Origin of the sequence: Bacillus sp. FJAT-52991 (genome assembly GCF_037201805.1) — a bacterium.
Classification (GTDB): domain Bacteria; phylum Bacillota; class Bacilli; order Bacillales; family Domibacillaceae; genus Bacillus_CE; species Bacillus_CE kandeliae.
The window spans coordinates 2,634,874-2,653,613 of sequence record NZ_CP147404.1 but is presented as its reverse complement, the minus strand read 5'-3'; the positions used below and the strand labels follow the sequence as shown (position 1 = coordinate 2,653,613).

The window sequence follows — 18,740 nt, the reverse complement described above, 5'->3', positions numbered from 1 at the left end:
TGATTTCCTCCATACAATTCTTTGACTACTTTCATTGTACCGAGAATAAGAGAGAAATTCTACCTTAAAAACTTGCCTAGCACAAAGGAGAACGAAATATGAAAAAACAAATCATTGAAAAAATTAAAGACTATGACACCATTATTATTCATCGACATGTCCGTCCAGACCCAGATGCTTACGGGTCACAAGGAGGGCTAGCAGAAATTATTAGCACTTCTTTTCCAGAAAAGAAGGTGTATACAGTCGGAAAAGAAGAACCGACTCTTCGTTTTTTGCGTACACTTGATGTTCTTGACAATGAAGTTTATGAAGGGGCACTCGTGATCGTATGTGATACAGCCAACAAGGAAAGAATTTGTGACGATCGCTATAAGCTAGCGAAAGAATGGATCAAAATTGATCACCATCCGAATGAAGATCCTTACGGTGACTTACTTTGGGTAGATACATCCGCCAGCTCCGCGAGTGAAATGATTTATGATTTATACAAAAGCGGTAAAGAGGATGGCTTGAAAATGAATGAGGAGGCCGCTCGATTATTGTTTGCGGGCATTGTCGGTGATACCGGACGTTTCCTTTATCCAAGCACAACTGACCGAACAATGGAATATGCGGGAGAATTAATTGAATATAAATTTGATCGTCATGAGTTATTTAACCGCATGTATGAAACAGATGAAAAAGTGGTGAAACTGCAAGGTTATATTTTACAGCATTTTCAATTAGAAGAAAGTGGAGCAGCAATTGTAACATTGAAAAAAGAGCTGCTTGAAGAGTTCGGGGTGACTCCATCAGAAGCTTCTCTTCTTATTAGTTCTCTTGGTGAGGTAAAGGGGATGAAAGCTTGGGTCTTTTTCGTTGAAGAAAATGATCAAATTCGAGTTCGCCTTCGCTCAAAAGGTCCTATTATTAATGAAATCGCCAAGAAATACAATGGAGGAGGTCATCCGCTTGCTGCAGGCGCTTCTGTTTATTCTTGGGAGGAAGCGGAACTTGTAGCGAAGGACCTCAAACAGGCGTGCATCACATACAAGAACTAATTATCTTGAAGAGTGAGCTCGAGCTGAATATGAATCGTCGTGTAAAACAGCCATTCTTTCACACGTAGCGAATAGCTTTTTTGATTGATTTTGATCGTTTTATTTTCAATTGTTTGACGCAATAATTCTTTTTGTGAATAGACGGTTTCTAAATCTTTTGCTGAAAGTACGGATAAGTCTTTTTTGATGTTTTCCTGGATTTCATAAATACTTTGAGCGTCATCGATTCCATACTTTTCATAGTTCATTATTTCAATTTCAACTTCCTGCACAGTCAGCTTGTGCAGGGTTTTTTTATTCAACATTTTATATTCTTCCTGCCAAATTTCTAAATGAGCGGATAAGTCCCGGATTTCATTTTTTTGTAATTCTAAAGTAAGGGCTTGTCTTTCTTGCAAGGAGCCAAACATATAGAGAAATAATAGCCAGCTTATGCAACTGCCGATGACGGCACCACTTAGCAACCATTTTCTTTTTTGACGTTTATGAAAGGTAGGGACTCTCATGGAGCAATGTGTTCTCCTGTTAGCCAAGCGATAATTAACGTGCCGGTATGCGTGCCACCCATGGCCGATAATATGAGTAAAAATTGTTTAAATACTTCTTTTGTTTCCCCTTCTTGGAAGCCGCGTTCAAAGTTTGATAACGTATCAAATGTGCCCCCAATCGCTGCGACAATCGCCCAAATGTGCAAGCTTTTACTAATTTGCGCGATCCCTGTAAAGAGTGGTTTGCCTGTCACGAAGGAGGCCATTCCTCCGATTAAGGATCCCCCTAGCAAAACCCCGAAAGCGATAAAAAAACATTTTAATAATTCTTGGAAAAAGGTATCAGCCATAGTGCCTCCGTTTATCTATCCGTCTTTCTTTCTATATATGCAAATGTTCAAGTTTGTATGAAAACAGAACGTATTTTCTTTTTTTTCCTCTCCCCTTTATAATATAGGTAGAATACAGGATGAAATCTGTAAATAAGGGAATGATCAGATGTTCACACATTTACAAATTCAGACAGGTTATAGTTTGCTTTCGAGCACCATTTCAATTGATAAGCTCATTGCTAAAGCAAAACAACTTGACTACAAAGCACTTGCGATTACAGATCGCAATGTCATGTACGGAGTGATCCCTTTTTATCAAGCGTGTAAAAAAGAAGGGATTAAGCCGTTAATCGGCTTAACAGTCGATGTGAAAAGTGAATTTACAAATGACTGTTCGTATCCGCTCGTGCTGCTAGCAAAAAATAATACTGGATATCATCATTTGTTGAAAATTTCAAGTGTCATTCAAACAAAAGCAAAAGACGGCATTCCGATTAAATGGCTAAAAGGGTATTCGGATGGCTTGTTTGCTTTTACTCCAGGTTTAGAAGGGGAAATTGAAGGTTTACTTCAAAAAGATGTGTTAAAGGCTGAAGAGGTAGCTAAGTTTTTTAACCAGTTATTTGAACCAGGTCACTTTTTCTTATCGTTGCAGCGGCATGGGAAGCAAGAGGAAGAGCTCGTTAACGAAGGAATGAAAACCTTAAGCGAGAAACTTTCCATCCCACTGATTGTGACTCATCAAGTGGCATATATTGAAAAGGATGAGGCTTTTTCATTGCAGTGTTTGCAGACGATTCGTGATGGTGAACAGCTAGCTGATCCAATGATAGATGATCATCAACGAGCCTATTTCACTTCGCAACAAGAAATGACTGAATGGTTTTCAGATGTTCCGGAAGCATTACAGCAAACGAATGAAATTGCCGCTGCTTGCGAAGTAGAGCTAGCTTTTGGTCGCCAATTGCTTCCGCGATTTCCACATGCGGAAGGAAAGTCTGCAGGAGAGTTTTTGCAAGAGCTTTGCTTTAAAGGATTAGAAGAAGCTGACTTAGCTCATCAGCCGGAGTATAAAGATCGGCTGCTTTATGAATTAAACATCATTGAACGCATGGGGTTTAGCGACTATTTTTTGATTGTTTGGGACTTTATGAAGTTTGCAAGAAGCCAACAGATGTTAACAGGGCCGGGACGGGGATCAGCTGCGGGTTCACTTGTTGCGTACGTTCTCGATATTACAACGGTGGACCCGCTGAAATACGGTTTGTTATTTGAACGATTTTTGAATCCGGAACGTGTATCGATGCCGGATATTGATTTAGATTTTCCGGACCATTGTCGCGATGAAGTGATTCAGTATATCTCACAGAAGTATGGTTCGCTGCATGCTGCACAAATTATTACGTTCGGTACATTGTCTGCTAAGGCTGTGATGCGTGATGTGGCAAGAACGTTCGGTTTTTCAACGAAAGAGCTTGAACAGCTGTCAAAAATGATTCCAACACGTCCTGGCTTAACGTTACGGCAAGTGTATGAAGAGTCGGAGAAGTTTCGTGAATGGGTTGGAGCATCTTCAAGTAATGAGAAACTATATAAAACAGCGTTAACATTAGAAGGGCTTCCGCGACATACGTCTACCCATGCAGCTGGAATGGTCATTACTGAACAACCACTAACCGACCTCATTGCCATTCAAGAAGGGCATGATCAGATTTTTCTTACTCAGTTTCCGATGGATATATTAGAAGAGTTAGGTTTGTTAAAGATTGATTTGCTTGGTCTACGAAATTTAACGATTTTAGAGCGGATTTTAGAATCTATTTATTATTCAGAAGGAAAAAAGTTGAATTTGAAGAATATACCTTTACAAGACAGTCAAACCTTTCAATTATTGGGAGAAGGGCGAACAACAGGCATTTTTCAATTAGAGTCGGAAGGCATGCGGAAGGTACTGATGCGTTTAAAGCCTAGTCACTTTGAAGATATTGTGGCGGTGAATGCACTTTATCGTCCAGGTCCAATGGAGAATATCTCTACGTACATTGATCGCAAGCATGGTCGAAAGCCTGTTGAATATCCTCATTCGGATATAAAGGGAATTTTAGAACCGACCTATGGCGTGTTAATTTATCAAGAGCAAATTATGCAAATTGCCTCGCAACTAGCGGGTTTTTCATTAGGAGAGGCTGATTTATTAAGGAGAGCTGTCAGCAAAAAAAAGAGGGAAGTGCTTAATGCTGAGCGTCAGCATTTTGTGAATGGAGCACGTCAAAAGGGCTATAGTGAAGAAACGGCGGACAAGGTGTATCATTTAATCGTTCAATTTGCCAACTACGGATTTAACCGAAGTCATGCGGTTGCTTATAGTTTCATTGCTTATCAGCTTGCTTATTTAAAAGCCCATTACCCCATTAATTTTATGGCGGCACTTTTAACATCTGCCATTGGCAATGAAGAGAAAGTGAAACAGTACATGAGTGAAGCGAAAACGATGAGTCTTCAAGTTTTTCCTCCTTCTATTAATAATAGTCACTTTCCTTTTAAAGCAGAGGAAGGTGGCATTCGCTATAGCTTAGCGGCGATTCGCGGAATCGGAGCAAGTGTGCTGAAAGCCATTTTGTCGGCAAGAGAGAAGGGCCCCTTTGTTGATTTGTTTGATTTTTGTCTGCGAGTACCTTTGAAAATTGTGAACAGAAAAGCGATAGAGTCGCTGATCTTTTCAGGAGCATTCGATGAGTTTGGTCAGGATCGTGCCGTTTTATTAGCAAGTCTTGATGTGGCGATCGATCATGTGGAGCTTGTCGGACCAGAAGATGAGGGACTTGGTTTGTTTAATGATACAGACTTTTTTCCAAAGCCAAAATATGTCGAGGCGGAGCCGATTACTATCCAAGAGAAGCTTGCCTTGGAAAAAGAAGTGTTAGGTGTGTATGTATCCGCTCATCCGACAAAGCCTTATCAGCCAATATTTAGTGGGTTCAGGGTTGTTCCTGTTGCCCAATTGTTGCAAGGGCATCGTCAAGTAGTGGTTGGTATATTTATGAATGAAGTAAGAGCGATTCGTACGAAAAAAGGAGAGAGCATGGCCTTTATTCATCTATCTGATGAGAGTGGAGAAATAGAAGGCGTCGTTTTCCCAGCTATCTATCGAAAAGTCTCCACTTTGTTGCAAGATGGTTCCATTCTTTTAGTAAAGGGAGATGTAGAGGAACGAAATAAAAAAAAGCAATTGGTGGTTAAAAACGTCCAAACAGTAGAGGAACTGCAAATGTTGCAGGAAGAAAGAAACAAAACGCTGTATGTCAAAATTCCTCATACTCCAGATGAACATTTAGTTCTTGAAGATGTTCATCACATCTTTCAAAGGTTTCAAGGACAGACGCCCGTTGTACTACATTATGAACGAACTCATCAAACGGTGAAATTAAGAGAGAAGAATTGGATTAAGCCATCAGAGGAGCTAATGACACAGTTAGAAAAGGCTGTTGGAAAAGATCATGTTGTGTTGAAGTAACATTAATACTTTACAACCTTCTCTTCATAGTTTATTGTTTTGTAATAGGAAAAAATGTGGTCTGACCACTTAAGAGATGAAGAATGGATTGTTTAAATTAGGGAGTGATCGAGAGTGTCGATTAGAGAAGAAGCACTACATATGCATAAAGTCAATCAAGGTAAATTGTCTACAGGTATTAAAACAGAGGTGAAAAATGCTAAAGATTTAAGTCTTGCTTATTCACCAGGTGTAGCTGAACCTTGCAAAGAAATTTATGAAAAACCAGAAACTGTTTATGACTACACAATAAAAGGTAATACTGTAGCTGTCGTATCTGATGGAACAGCTGTGCTAGGACTTGGAAATATTGGTCCAGAAGCAGCTATGCCTGTTATGGAAGGGAAAGCAGTTCTATTTAAAAGCTTTGCTGGTGTCGATGCATTTCCGATCTGCTTAAATACAAATGACATTGACAAAATTGTTGAAGCAGTGAAGTTAATGGAGCCGACATTTGGCGGTATCAATCTAGAAGATATTGCTGCGCCAAACTGTTTTGAAATTGAAGAACGCTTGAAGAAAGAAGCGAATATTCCTGTTTTTCACGATGATCAGCATGGTACGGCGATTGTTACAGTAGCGGGCTTAATCAATGCATTGAAGCTGACTGGCAGACAAATGACCGATATTAAAGTAGTTGCGAACGGTGCAGGAGCAGCAGGCATTGCTATTATTAAACTGTTAATTAGCTACGGTGTAAAAAACATCATCATGTGTGATTCTCGTGGGGCGATTTATGAAGGGCGTCCGGAAGGTATGAATCCTGTGAAGGAAAAAGTGGCTAAACATACAAATAGAAACTGTGAATCAGGAACATTAGAAGACATAATTAAAGAAGCGGATGTCTTTATTGGTGTATCCGTTGCTGGTGCGTTAACAAAAGAAATGGTCCAAACGATGAATCCAGATCCAATTATTTTTGCTATGGCTAATCCAATGCCTGAAATTATGCCAGATGAGGCAAAAGCAGCTGGGGCGAAAGTGATTGGGACAGGACGTTCAGATTTTGCAAATCAGGTCAATAATGTGTTGGCTTTCCCTGGTATTTTCCGTGGAGCGCTTGATGTACGTGCAACGCATATTAACGAAAAGATGAAGCAAGCAGCAGTAGAAGCCATTGCTGGTTTAGTTTCTGAAGCGGAATTGAACGTTGACTATGTCATTCCAGGTCCGTTTGATCCAAGAGTCGCACCAGCAGTTGCAGCAGCCGTAGCAAAAGCGGCAATGGAAACAGGTGTTGCTCGCTTGAAAATCGATCCAGAAGAAATTAGAGAGCGGACGATGCAATTATCGGTTATTGGAAAAGGAGAATAATGGGGTGAAATCCTCCCATTCTCATTCCAAGTTTGAGAAAGTGGTCGGGCAAATCCGGCACATCATTTTGGAAGATGGCTTGATTCCAGGTGATAAGCTTCCTTCTGAGAGAGAACTATCGGAGCGGCTATCCGTTGCTCGTTCTTCTGTCAGGGAGGCACTTAGAGCACTTGAATTGCTTGGGCTGATTGAAACGAAGCGCGGAGAAGGAACTTTTCTCCGTGACTTTCGTGATCATCGGCTAATTGAACTTCTTAGTACATTTATTTTACAAACGGATGAGAAGAAGCAGGATGTCATCCGAACGAAAGAAATCGTGGAGCTTGGTTGCCTATCTTTTGTGATTCAACAGGGTAACTTAGAAGAAGAACTATCGATCATTGCAGAAGAAATGAAGACCGATGATTATACAGAAGAGGAGTTCTTTTCTTCTATGATGGAATTGTGCGGGAATGAGTTGCTGAGAAAGATCTGGATGATTGTCTCGGACTATGCTGCTTCCTTTTATCGAGTAGATCGCATGGTTAATAGTAAGCCCCATTTCTTTCACTTAATTGAACAATTAAAAATGAAAAATATGCAAGCTATATTTGAAGCATACAAGCAACTTAGTTAAATCATCTAGTACGAATAGAAATCTCAACTAAACGAGTTGAAAGCCTTTACAGGGGGAGGATACACGTTGATTAAAGATTTATTTTATAAGCAAAAGCCGAAGAAGAAAAAGTATGCGACCATTCCTTCTGCAGCGAGCAAACAAGATGTTCCTGAAGGGATTATGCAGAAGTGTCCAAAATGCAAAAAAATCATGTATACAAAGGAATTAAAGAAAAATATGCATGTTTGTTTGCAGTGTGACTATCACTATGGGATGAATGCCTTTGAACGTCGAGATTCTTTTATCGATGAGGGCACATTTACAGAGTTAGATGAAAGCTTGCGCTCAACGAATCCGCTTGGTTTTCCAGACTATATCGAGAAAGTCGAGAAAGATCGGGAAAAAACAAAGCTGAACGAAGCGATTTTAACTGGTGTAGGTAAAGTCAATGGCTATGATGTTGTCGTAGCGATTATGGACTCAAACTTCCGAATGGGGAGCATGGGGTCTGTCGTAGGGGAGAAAATTACGAGAGCGATTGAAGAAGCAGGTCGTCTTGGTGTACCTTTTATTATTTTTACAGCTTCTGGAGGAGCTAGAATGCAAGAAGGCGTCTTGTCTTTAATGCAAATGGCGAAAACGAGTGTGGCTTTAAAACGCTTTAGCGACCAAGGTGGATTGATTATTTCTATTATGACTCATCCGACAACTGGAGGCGTATCTGCAAGTTTTGCTTCGCTAGGCGATTACAATTTTGCGGAACCAGGAGCGTTAATTGGTTTTGCTGGGAGACGCATTATTGAACAAACAATTCGCGAGAAGCTTCCAGAGGATTTCCAAACAGCTGAGTTTTTATTAAAGCATGGTCAGTTAGATGCGGTTATTCATCGTCATGAAATGAAGGAACAAATCGGTCTATTATTAGATATACATCAACCGGGTGGTGAACTGGCATGATAGGATTAGAATTTGAAAAGCCGGTGTTGGAGCTAAAGGAGAAAATTGCAGAATTGAAAGAATTTACCTCCACTTCAGATGTTGATTTAACGGAGGAAATTGAAAAGCTTGAAGAGCGACTGCGCAAGCTAGAGAAAGATATTTATGAAAGCATGAGACCATGGGATCGCGTCCAAATGGCTCGTCATCCAGAGCGACCGACGACACTTGACTACATTGCACACTTGTTTACAGATTTCATGGAACTGCATGGAGATCGTTTGTTTGGCGATGACGCGGCCATTGTTGGTGGAGTGGCGAAATATCGAGGGCTTCCAGTCACGGTTATCGGTCATCAGCGCGGTCGTGACACGAAGGAAAATATTCGTCGTACATTCGGGATGCCACATCCAGAAGGCTATCGAAAAGCGCTTCGCCTCATGAATCAAGCGGTGAAGTTTAAACGTCCGATCATTTGTTTAATTGATACGAAAGGTGCTTATCCTGGGAAAGCGGCGGAAGAACGTGGACAAAGTGAAGCCATTGCTAAAAATTTATTTGAAATGGCAGGCATGGACGTTCCAGTGATTTGTATAGTGATCGGAGAAGGTGGCAGCGGTGGCGCGTTAGCTCTTGGTGTAGGAGATCGTTTGTTTATGCTTGAAAATTCCACTTATTCCGTTATTTCTCCAGAGGGAGCAGCTGCTTTATTATGGAAAGATGCTTCTCAAGCGAAGCGAGCAGCTGAGACGATGAAAATTACTGCTGGCGATTTAAAAGAACTTGGTGTTATTGACGGAATTATTCCAGAAGTAAGCGGTGGCGCTCATCGTAACGTCAAGCAGCAAGCGGAATTTATAGACGCAGTGCTAAAAAGCTCTTTAGCCGAATTATTGAACCAATCATCTGAAGAGCTTTTAGAAAAGCGCTATGAAAAATACAAAAAAATCGGTGAATACTTGCAAGAATAGAAAGAAAAGAGAACAAGCTACCTACATAGGTCTTGTTCTCTTTTTTATGAACGCTCGTTTAGTTAGAGAAATATAGAAAGTAAACGTTTCCAATTTTAAAACTTTATTATTTATTGGTAAAGCTATGATTCATCGTTGTGAAGGTCAGACCTTTCTGTTATTTTAAAATAGATAAGAGAACTTTTGAATGACAATTACATAAAAAACCGTTATGAGGTGATCAATGTGAAGCGCATCGGAGTTTTAACGAGTGGTGGCGATGCACCAGGTATGAATGCTGCTGTACGTGCCGTTGTTCGGAAAGCGATTTATCAAGGAGTAGAAGTGTATGGTATTTATCAAGGATACCAAGGCTTAATTACTGGTCAGATAGAAAAGATGGAGGTAGGATCGGTCGGTGATATTATTCATCGTGGCGGTACAATGCTTCGGTCAGCGAGATGCCAAGAATTCGTGACAAAAGAAGGGCAGTTGAAAGGGATCCAACAATTAAAAGCACTCGGCATTGAGGGATTAATTGTGATTGGTGGAGATGGTTCTTATCGCGGAGCTAAAGCGCTAACAGAACTTGGCTTTCCTTGTATTGGCGTGCCTGGTACAATTGATAATGATATTCCAGGAACGGACTTCACAATCGGCTTTGATACCGCATTAAATACAGTGATTGATGCCATCGATAAAATTAGGGATACGGCAAGTTCACATGAGCGCACTTTTGTTGTAGAAGTAATGGGACGAAATGCAGGTGATTTAGCACTTTGGGCAGGATTATCTGGAGGGGCAGAAACGATTTTGATTCCGGAAGACCCATTCGATATGGATTCTATTAAAGACCGTTTACTTAAAGGGCATGAGCGTGGCAAGAGACATAGTATTATTATTGTGGCTGAAGGCGTGATGAGCGGAAATGAATTTGCGAAGAAGCTAGAAGAAGAGACTCAATTCGATACGAGGGTATCTGTTTTAGGTCATATGCAACGAGGAGGCTCTCCAACTGCTGTTGACCGCATGCTTGCTAGTCGTCTTGGGGCTAGAGCTGTAGAGTTGCTCATAGAAGGAAAAGGTGGGCGAACAGTAGGGATTGAGAAAAATCAATTAGTCGATTACGATATTAGTGAAGCATTAGCCATGCCTCATCAACTTGATTTAGATATTTATCGTTTATCAAAGGAATTATCCATTTAAGAAACACCTACGTTTAGGAGGATAAAAAATGAGAAAGACAAAAATTGTGTGTACGATTGGTCCGGCGAGTGAAAGCTTAGAAATGCTGACGAGTTTAATTGAAGCAGGAATGAATGTGGCTCGGTTAAATTTCTCTCATGGTAATCATGAGGAACACGCGTTACGTATTCAAACGATTCGAAAAGCAGCAGAGATGACAGGAAAACCAGTAGGCATATTATTGGATACAAAAGGTCCGGAAATTCGAACACATAATATGGAAAATGACTCGATTGAATTAGTAGCAGGCAACGATATTGTTGTTTCTATGGCGGAAGTTCTTGGTACACCTGAGAAATTTTCTGTGACCTATAGTGGTTTAATAAATGATGTAACAAAAGGAAGCAAGATTTTGCTTGATGATGGATTAATTGCTCTAGAAGTTGTTGAGATTGATCAACAGCAAAATGAAATTCAGGCAAAAATATTAAATAGTGGCACATTAAAAAATAAAAAAGGCGTTAACGTACCGGGTGTGTCTGTCAACCTTCCAGGAATCACTGAAAAAGACGCGGAAGATATTGAATTTGGTATTCGACAAGACATTGACTTTATTGCGGCTTCCTTCGTTCGTCGTCCCTCAGATGTGTTAGAAATCCGCGAATTACTTGAAAAGCATGGAGCGGACCATATTCAAATCATCCCAAAAATCGAGAACCAAGAAGGTGTAGACAATATTGATAGCATTCTTGAAGTATCTGATGGCTTGATGGTGGCACGTGGGGATTTAGGAGTAGAGATTCCAGCAGAAGAAGTACCACTTGTGCAGAAAAATTTGATTTTAAAATGTAATGTACTTGGGAAGCCAGTCATTACGGCAACACAAATGCTTGATTCGATGCAGCGCAATCCTCGCCCAACACGCGCAGAAGCAAGTGATGTAGCAAATGCCATTTTCGACGGAACGGATGCGATCATGCTGTCAGGAGAAACAGCTGCTGGTATGTACCCAGTCGAAGCGGTGAAAACGATGCATAATATTGCTGACCGTACAGAAACGGCTCTTAATTATTCGGATATTTTGACTAACCGTAGTAAATTAAGTGATCGCCATACAATGACAGATGCCATCGGACAATCGGTTGCACATACGTCAAATAATCTTGACGTTAAAGCGATTGTAACACCGACAGAGAGTGGTCATACAGCTCGAATGATTTCTCGTTACCGTTCAAAAGCACCGATCGTGGCGGTTACTTCGAGTGAGCGTATATCTCGAAGCCTCTCACTTGTTTGGGGAGTTTTTCCAAACATCGGACCGAAAGTGAAAACAACGGATGAAATGCTTGAGTTAGCTGTGCAACAAAGCTTGAATACAGGTCTTGTCGAACATGGTGATTTAATCGTGATCACAGCAGGTGTTCCAGTCGGTGAATCGGGTACAACGAACTTAATGAAAATTCATATCGTTGGTGATGTTTTGATGAAAGGACAAGGCATTGGTCGCAAATCCGCTTACGGCAAAGTGGTGGTTGCCAAAAATGCTGCTGAAGCTCTTGAGAAAGTCGAGGAAGGGTCCATTTTAGTGACGCTCGGTACAGATAAAGAGATGGTACCGGCGATTGAAAAATGTGTTGCTGTCATTACAGAAGAAGGCGGACTTACAAGTCACGCGGCTGTTGTCGGTATCAATTTAGGGATTCCAGTGATTGTTGGTGTGGAAAAAGCTGTGTCTATTTTGAATGATGGACAGGAAATTACGGTTGATGCCGCTCGGGGAATCATTTACAACGGTCACGCAAACGTATTATAAGCTATTTTTTTCTCTATTTTCAGGCTGGATGTTATAATAAATTCATGATTGAAGGTTATAAAGGAGAATGATTCAATGAGAGTGATTATTCCATTCCTTATTATTATTCCAGCTGTAGAACTTGGGCTATTGATGTATTTTGGGAAAACATTAGGTATTTGGTTAACAATTTCACTTATTTTAGGAACCGGCTTTCTAGGAGCGTATTTGGCAAAAAAACAAGGGTTACGAACGATTGAAAAGCTGAAAGCGGACATTCAAACCGGCCAGTATATAGGAGATGCGGTTATAGATGGCGTTTGTATATTAGTAGGAGGGCTTCTGCTATTAACTCCCGGATTTATTACAGATATAACAGGCTTTTTATTACTATTTCCGATCACGAGGAAATATTTTAAGCCGCTTCTGTACAAATTTTTTCGTCGTTGGTTCCAAGGTGGAAGCAATATCATTATTATGAAATAGGCTATGTTGAAGTGTAGTGTTGACGTTTGACTCATTTGTGCAAACTGGCCCTTTCGCATGAATGAGTCATCAACACCATTGCTTCACAAAGCCATGAAATAAAAAACGTCAGCGTTTATGCTGACGTTTTATTTTCGTGCCGTAGGGATGTCTTTTCCCATAATATAATTCCAAAGATCCGAAAATACACCGGCATTTTGTAGTGATTTGAGAATCACTAATGTCACCGGACCTAAAATAAGTCCGAAAAAGCCCACAAGCTTATAACCAATAAATAAAGAAACTAAGGTAGCGAGTGGATCTAAACCAATGCTTGATGACAAAACCTTTGGCTCCATAATTTGACGCTGAACAACGACGATAGTGTAAAGAATAGTTAGCCCAATGGCAAGACTTATATCCCCAGTAATAAATTCATAAATAATCCACGGAACAAATATAGTCCCTGTTCCTAAGTAAGGAAGAACATCAACGAGGCCGGTAATTAAAGCCAGTGTAATAGCATAGTTGACTTTTAATATAAGAAAACCAATCAATACAATGAACGTCGTGATAGAAATGAGCGTCATCGTTGCTTTTATATAACCAAACAGCGCTTGTTTCAATGAAGAGAATACTCGAATTAAGCTAAAAGAAGCTTTATTTGGTAAATAGGTAGAGAAGCGCTGTTGAAGTCGTTCCCAGTCCTTGCTAATAAAAAAGGCGGCAAGGAAAGAGAAGATAATCACAGTGGCAAAATCAGGAATCCAAGATACTAAATTAGGTAGCTTCAAAAAGAAGTTTTGTAAAAAATCTCCAGCTGTGGAAGCGAATGTTTCACTAGCATTTTCGATGTTCGTTAAAATCGCCTCTTGCTGATCCGTTCCTAACGATTGGAACATGCCGGATATTCGTTCGTAAAAAGGAATGATTTGAGAAGTAAATAATTCTTCAAAATATTTCACCATTGTGTTGATATGATTTGGCACAACCCTAGCGAAATAATTCGCACCTGATACAATTTCAGCAATGAGTAGTGTGACTAGACCAGCAAACAAAGCGATAATGGTGATGATTGACGTCACTACAGCTGCAGAACGCGGGAGTTTAGCTCTGTTTTCTAAAAAACGGATAAAGGGTTTCATTAAAAACGCAATAGCGAATCCTATAATAAAAGGATAAGTTACTTTTGCGATATAATATAAAGCAAGAAAAAGTAAGACAGTGGATACAACGACAATCAAAAATCTGACGAGTCTATCCCTGTTGACCGGATTCATTCACATACCTCCGTTAATAAGCAAATGTTTGTACTTATTGTAACGGTTTGGTTGCTTGAAGAAAAGGATAAAACTTAGCAGAAGAAAGAAAAAAGAATTTGATAAAAGGAAGGATTGTTTATGTTACAGCCTTATTTATTTTTAGTGTTATTATTGTTTATTAGTGTCATCGCCAAGAATCAATCGCTTTTAATCGCTGTCTCCGTTTTACTAGTGATGAAAGTAATTGGTGCGGATGAAAAGCTCTTTTCTATGTTCCAATCAAAAGGAATCAATTGGGGAGTGACGATTATTACGATCGCTGTTTTAGCTCCCATTGCTACAGGTGAGATTGGATTTAAAGAACTGCAAGAAGCACTCAAATCTCCAGCTGCTTGGATTGCGCTTGTTTCAGGCATGGCAGTTGCCTTATTAGGTAAACAAGGGATCACTTTACTAGCTGAGGACCCTCATATTACAACCGCTCTTGTGTTAGGAACGATCGCAGCAGTAGCATTGTTTAATGGTGTAGCTGTTGGTCCGGTAATCGGAGCGGGTATTGCGTACGTAACAATGAAAATATTTGAAATATTTCAATAGATATTTCATCATTTTAAATGTATAATATTAGGAAGGTAAATAATTTTTCAGTATAACATGAAAAAATCCTTAATTTTATTTGTAAAACAAAATATTTTTGACTATTTTTCGACGCTTTCGATTCACAAAACATAGATAGTTGTTTATAATAAGAAATGAAAGCGCAACCTTTTCTTAAAGCTATGTTGACTTTTACTTCAAAGTTGCTGAGCAATTGCTCGATTACAATAATGGTTTTGAAAAGGTACATGGGGAAATTTAAAGGCGAAGGAGAGAAAACCTATGACTACAACTCGTGGATTAGAAGGAGTAGTTGCAACAACGTCATCAGTTAGTTCCATTATTGATGATACTCTTACATATGCAGGCTATAACATTGATGACTTAGCAGAGAATGCAAGCTTTGAAGAAGTTATTTATTTGCTTTGGCACCGCCGTCTTCCTACACAAACTGAACTGGATGAATTGAAGCAACAATTAGCGAATAATTATGATATTCCTCAAGAAGTATTTAACCACTTTAAAATGTATCCTATTGATAAAGTCCATCCGATGGCAGCATTACGTACCGCAATCTCTTTATTAGGTTTATATGATGATGAAGCAGATGTGATGACTGACGAGGCTAATTATCGAAAAGCCATTCGTCTTCAAGCGAAAATTTCTACGCTCGTTACAGCTTTTGCGCGTATTCGTAAAGGCCAAGAGCCAGTTGCTCCACGCAAAGACCTTGGACTAGCTGCGAACTTCTTGTATATGCTATCTGGCAAAGAGCCTGAAGCAATAGAAGTGGAAGCTTTCGATAAAGCGCTTGTTTTGCATGCTGATCATGAATTAAATGCCTCTACATTTACGGCTCGTGTATGTGTAGCGACATTATCAGATGTGTATTCTGGTGTGACTGCAGCGATCAGTGCATTAAAAGGACCTCTTCATGGTGGCGCTAACGAACAGGTAATGAAAATGCTTTCTGAAATTGGTTCAGTCGATAATGTAGAACCATATATTTTAAACAAATTAAACAACAAAGAAAAAATTATGGGATTTGGTCATCGCGTATACCGTAAAGGTGATCCTCGTGCGAAACACTTGAGAGAAATGTCTAAAAAGTTGACAGAAATCACTGGAGAACCGCAATGGTATGAAATGTCTACACAAATTGAAGAATTAGTGACATCTCAAAAAAATCTGCCGCCAAACGTAGACTTTTATTCTGCGTCTGTGTATCACAGCTTAGGAGTTGAGCATGATTTATTTACGCCGATCTTCGCTGTAAGCCGTGTATCTGGCTGGTTAGCACATATTTTAGAGCAATATTCAAACAACCGTTTAATCCGTCCACGCGCGGAGTATACAGGTCCAGATATGCAAAAATTTGTGCCGATTAATGAGCGTTAATAATTCTGATATTTACAAAATGAATAAAAATTGGTGTAATATATAAAGTAAGTACAAAGGTTAGATGGCCTATGCCTCTAACCTTTGATTCTGGAATTGGAGGTATTGTAAGATGACTCAAGGCGAAAAAATTACTGTACAAAATGGTGTGTTAAACGTACCAAATCATCCGGTTATTCCATTTATCGAAGGGGACGGAATTGGTCCTGATATTTGGGCAGCAGCTTCTCGTGTATTAGATGCAGCTGTTGAAAAAGCTTACAATGGTGAAAAGAAAATCGAGTGGAAAGAAGTATACGCTGGGGAAAAAGCTTTCGATAAAACTGGTGAATGGCTTCCGGCAGAAACATTAGATTTAATTCGTGAATACTTAATTGCAATTAAAGGTCCTTTAACAACTCCAATTGGCGGTGGGATTCGTTCACTAAATGTGGCGCTACGTCAAGAACTGGATTTATTTGTATGTCTTCGTCCGGTACGTTACTTCGATGGAGTTCCTTCACCGATCAAACGTCCAGAAGATACTGACATGGTTATTTTCCGTGAAAACACAGAAGATATTTATGCAGGTATTGAATATGCTGAAGGCTCAGATGAAGTTAAGAAGTTATTAGACTTCCTTCAAAATGAAATGGGAGTTAACAAAATCCGTTTCCCTGAAACATCAGGTCTTGGAATTAAGCCAGTTTCAAAAGAAGGTACAAGCCGTTTGGTTCGTTCAGCGATCAACTATGCGATTAAAGAAGGCCGCAAGTCCCTTACTTTAGTACATAAAGGGAACATCATGAAATTCACTGAAGGTGCCTTTAAAAACTGGGGATATGAGTTAGCTGAAAAAGAATTCGGCGATCAAGTATTTACTTGGGCTCAATACGATAAAATTAAAGAAGAGCAAGGTACAGAAGCGGCTAATAAAGCACAAGCTGATGCAGAAGCAACTGGCAAGATCATCGTAAAAGATGCGATTGCTGATATCTTCCTTCAACAAATCTTAACTCGTCCAAAAGAGTTTGATGTGGTTGCCACAATGAACTTGAACGGAGATTATATTTCTGATGCATTAGCTGCTCAAGTCGGCGGTATCGGTATTGCTCCAGGAGCGAACATTAACTACGAAACTGGACATGCTATTTTTGAGGCGACACATGGTACAGCTCCAAAATATGCTGGCTTAGACAAAGTAAACCCTTCATCTGTTCTTCTTTCAGGCGTGTTAATGCTTGAGCATTTAGGCTGGAATGAAGCGGCTCAAATGATTACAAAATCAGTAGAGAAAACAATTGCTTCTAAAGTCGTTACTTATGACTTTGCTCGCCTAATGGAAGGCGCAACAGAAGTTAAAACTTCTGAATTCGCAGATGAATTAATTAAAAACCTGTAATTGGTCATTTGCCCGAGGTGATCTCGTAAACGGTCACCTCGGTATTACATATTCTATTTGTATTTTTAAGGGAGGCACTTAAAAATGAGTTTGCAACGTAAAAAGATTTCTGTTATTGGCGCAGGTTTCACTGGTGCAACAACCGCTTTCTTACTTGCTCAGAAAGAACTTGGAGATGTCGTATTAGTAGATATTCCACAAGCGGAAGGTCCTACAAAAGGAAAAGCGCTTGATATGCTTGAAGCAAGTCCTGTACAAGGTTTCGATGCAAACATCATCGGTACTTCCGACTATGTTGACACAAAAGACTCTGACATCGTGATCATCACTGCTGGTATCGCTCGTAAACCAGGAATGAGCCGCGATGACTTAGTTCAAACAAATCAAAAAGTAATGAAAGCTGTAACAAGCGAAGTCGTGAAAAACTCTCCAAACTGTACAATCATTGTGTTAACAAATCCAGTTGATGCAATGACTTACACTGTTTATAAAGAGTCTGGCTTCCCTAAAAACCGTGTAATCGGACAATCCGGTGTTCTTGATACAGCTCGTTTCCGTACATTCGTTGCTCAAGAATTAAATCTTTCAGTGAAAGATATTACTGGTTTCGTTCTAGGTGGCCACGGTGACGACATGGTTCCACTTGTACGCTACTCTTATGCTGGTGGAATTCCATTAGAAACATTAATTCCGAAAGATCGTTTAGATGCAATTGTTGAACGTACTCGTAAAGGCGGCGGCGAAATCGTAGCCCTTTTAGGTAACGGTTCGGCCTATTACGCTCCTGCAGCTGCACTTGTTGAAATGGCAGAAGCAATTCTTAAAGATCAACGCCGTGTCATTCCTTCTATTGCTTACTTAGAAGGTGAGTACGGATTTGACGGAATCTACCTTGGTGTGCCAACAATCCTTGGTAAAGAAGGTATTGAACAAATCATCGAACTGGAATTAACAGAAGATGAAAAAGCAGCACTTGCTAAATCCGCGGATTCCGTTCGTAGCGTAATGAAAGTACTTGCTTAATTTGAAATAAATAAAAAGAAGATGTCTTGCATATTTAGACATCTTCTTTTTTATGGTTAAAGTTATATGGCTAGACGCCTTCCGTTTTTCTTGTGTCTAGCTCCAGTCCCCAGCGACTAGTAGACTTCCATGATCCCCCTTGCGATAAGTCAACATCGATTCATTGGCGTTCATCGTGTTGTCTAGCTCCGCCAACTAGCCGCTCGAGGTCATAAGCCAAACCTCCTGCGGAAGGAAAAGACGCCTTCCTCCGGATGTTCGTCTTATGCTTGTCGCGGCTGAACCAGTTGGCTTCGCATTTCGTTTTCCTTTATCTCGTGCGGATCATTCCAGTCCATACGTTGCTAAACGGGCCCTTCCGCTTTTCTATTGTTCAGCTCTAGCGACCAGACTTTCGGACATCAGCCATCACGTCTGTGTGGC

General features: G+C 40.1%; 16 protein-coding genes. 13 read left to right on the top strand and 3 right to left on the bottom strand.

Annotated features, from left to right (window positions below):
- Positions 1–98: 98 nt before the first annotated feature.
- The gene (locus WDJ61_RS13650) at positions 99–1,043 is read left to right on the top strand and encodes a bifunctional oligoribonuclease/PAP phosphatase NrnA (RefSeq protein ID WP_338750643.1); all 945 of its coding nucleotides are present in this window, start codon (positions 99–101) and stop codon (positions 1,041–1,043) included.
- Here the strand turns inward: WDJ61_RS13650 and ytrI are convergent.
- Both ytrI and WDJ61_RS13640 read right to left on the bottom strand, forming a co-directional pair.
- Positions 1,040–1,549 (bottom strand): sporulation membrane protein YtrI, encoded by a 510-nt coding sequence (ytrI, locus tag WDJ61_RS13645; RefSeq protein ID WP_338750641.1) that lies wholly within the window; start codon positions 1,547–1,549, stop codon positions 1,040–1,042. The two genes, WDJ61_RS13650 and ytrI, sit on opposite strands and share 4 nt — an antisense overlap.
- Positions 1,546–1,881 carry a YtrH family sporulation protein gene (locus tag WDJ61_RS13640; protein WP_338750639.1) on the bottom strand — a complete coding sequence of 112 codons (336 nt, stop codon included), beginning with the start codon at positions 1,879–1,881 and terminating at the stop codon, positions 1,546–1,548. Before WDJ61_RS13640 ends, ytrI begins: the two co-directional genes overlap by 4 nt.
- Before the next feature lie 148 nt (positions 1,882–2,029).
- On the opposite strand from WDJ61_RS13640, the gene dnaE reads away from it, so the two are divergent.
- The 8 genes from dnaE to WDJ61_RS13600 all read left to right on the top strand — a co-directional run bounded on the left by dnaE (position 2,030) and on the right by WDJ61_RS13600 (position 12,677).
- Entirely contained in the window at positions 2,030–5,377 is a 3,348-nt protein-coding gene (gene dnaE / locus WDJ61_RS13635) for a DNA polymerase III subunit alpha (RefSeq protein WP_338750637.1), read from the top strand.
- 114 nt (positions 5,378–5,491) lie between these two features.
- Positions 5,492–6,730 carry an NADP-dependent malic enzyme gene (locus tag WDJ61_RS13630; protein ID WP_338750635.1) on the top strand — a complete coding sequence of 413 codons (1,239 nt, stop codon included), beginning with the start codon at positions 5,492–5,494 and terminating at the stop codon, positions 6,728–6,730.
- Between the two features lie 4 nt (positions 6,731–6,734).
- Complete coding sequence (locus tag WDJ61_RS13625) at positions 6,735–7,346, top strand: FadR/GntR family transcriptional regulator (protein WP_338750633.1); 612 nt, start codon at positions 6,735–6,737, stop codon at positions 7,344–7,346.
- A 66-nt stretch (positions 7,347–7,412) separates the two neighbouring features.
- Positions 7,413–8,285, top strand: coding sequence for an acetyl-CoA carboxylase, carboxyltransferase subunit beta (accD, locus tag WDJ61_RS13620; protein ID WP_338750631.1), 873 nt, complete (start codon positions 7,413–7,415; stop codon positions 8,283–8,285).
- Positions 8,282–9,235, top strand: coding sequence for an acetyl-CoA carboxylase carboxyl transferase subunit alpha (gene accA, locus WDJ61_RS13615; RefSeq protein ID WP_338750629.1), 954 nt, complete (start codon positions 8,282–8,284; stop codon positions 9,233–9,235). The genes accD and accA overlap by 4 nt, the downstream gene beginning before the upstream one ends.
- A 225-nt stretch (positions 9,236–9,460) precedes the next feature.
- The gene (gene pfkA, locus WDJ61_RS13610; RefSeq protein WP_338750627.1) at positions 9,461–10,420 is read left to right on the top strand and encodes a 6-phosphofructokinase; all 960 of its coding nucleotides are present in this window, start codon (positions 9,461–9,463) and stop codon (positions 10,418–10,420) included.
- 28 nt (positions 10,421–10,448) lie between these two features.
- Positions 10,449–12,212 carry a pyruvate kinase gene (gene pyk, locus WDJ61_RS13605; protein WP_338750625.1) on the top strand — a complete coding sequence of 588 codons (1,764 nt, stop codon included), beginning with the start codon at positions 10,449–10,451 and terminating at the stop codon, positions 12,210–12,212.
- Positions 12,213–12,287: 75 nt separating this feature from the next.
- Entirely contained in the window at positions 12,288–12,677 is a 390-nt protein-coding gene (locus WDJ61_RS13600; RefSeq protein ID WP_338750622.1) for an FxsA family protein, read from the top strand.
- A gap of 128 nt (positions 12,678–12,805) precedes the next feature.
- Here the strand turns inward: WDJ61_RS13600 and ytvI are convergent, their stop codons facing one another.
- Positions 12,806–13,936 (bottom strand): sporulation integral membrane protein YtvI, encoded by a 1,131-nt coding sequence (gene ytvI, locus WDJ61_RS13595; protein ID WP_338750620.1) that lies wholly within the window; start codon positions 13,934–13,936, stop codon positions 12,806–12,808.
- A 120-nt stretch (positions 13,937–14,056) separates the two neighbouring features.
- Here ytvI and WDJ61_RS13590 point away from each other — a divergent pair, with 120 nt between their 5' ends.
- The 4 genes from WDJ61_RS13590 (at position 14,057) to mdh (ending at position 18,317) form a co-directional block, all read left to right on the top strand.
- Positions 14,057–14,515: a DUF441 domain-containing protein gene (locus tag WDJ61_RS13590; protein WP_338750618.1), complete on the top strand. Its 459-nt coding sequence runs from the start codon at positions 14,057–14,059 to the stop codon at positions 14,513–14,515.
- Between the two features lie 282 nt (positions 14,516–14,797).
- Complete coding sequence (citZ, locus tag WDJ61_RS13585; protein WP_338750616.1) at positions 14,798–15,913, top strand: citrate synthase; 1,116 nt, start codon at positions 14,798–14,800, stop codon at positions 15,911–15,913.
- Between the two features lie 112 nt (positions 15,914–16,025).
- Positions 16,026–17,294 (top strand): NADP-dependent isocitrate dehydrogenase, encoded by a 1,269-nt coding sequence (icd, locus tag WDJ61_RS13580; RefSeq protein ID WP_338750614.1) that lies wholly within the window; start codon positions 16,026–16,028, stop codon positions 17,292–17,294.
- A gap of 84 nt (positions 17,295–17,378) precedes the next feature.
- Entirely contained in the window at positions 17,379–18,317 is a 939-nt protein-coding gene (gene mdh, locus WDJ61_RS13575) for a malate dehydrogenase (RefSeq protein WP_338750612.1), read from the top strand.
- Positions 18,318–18,740 lie beyond the last annotated feature (423 nt).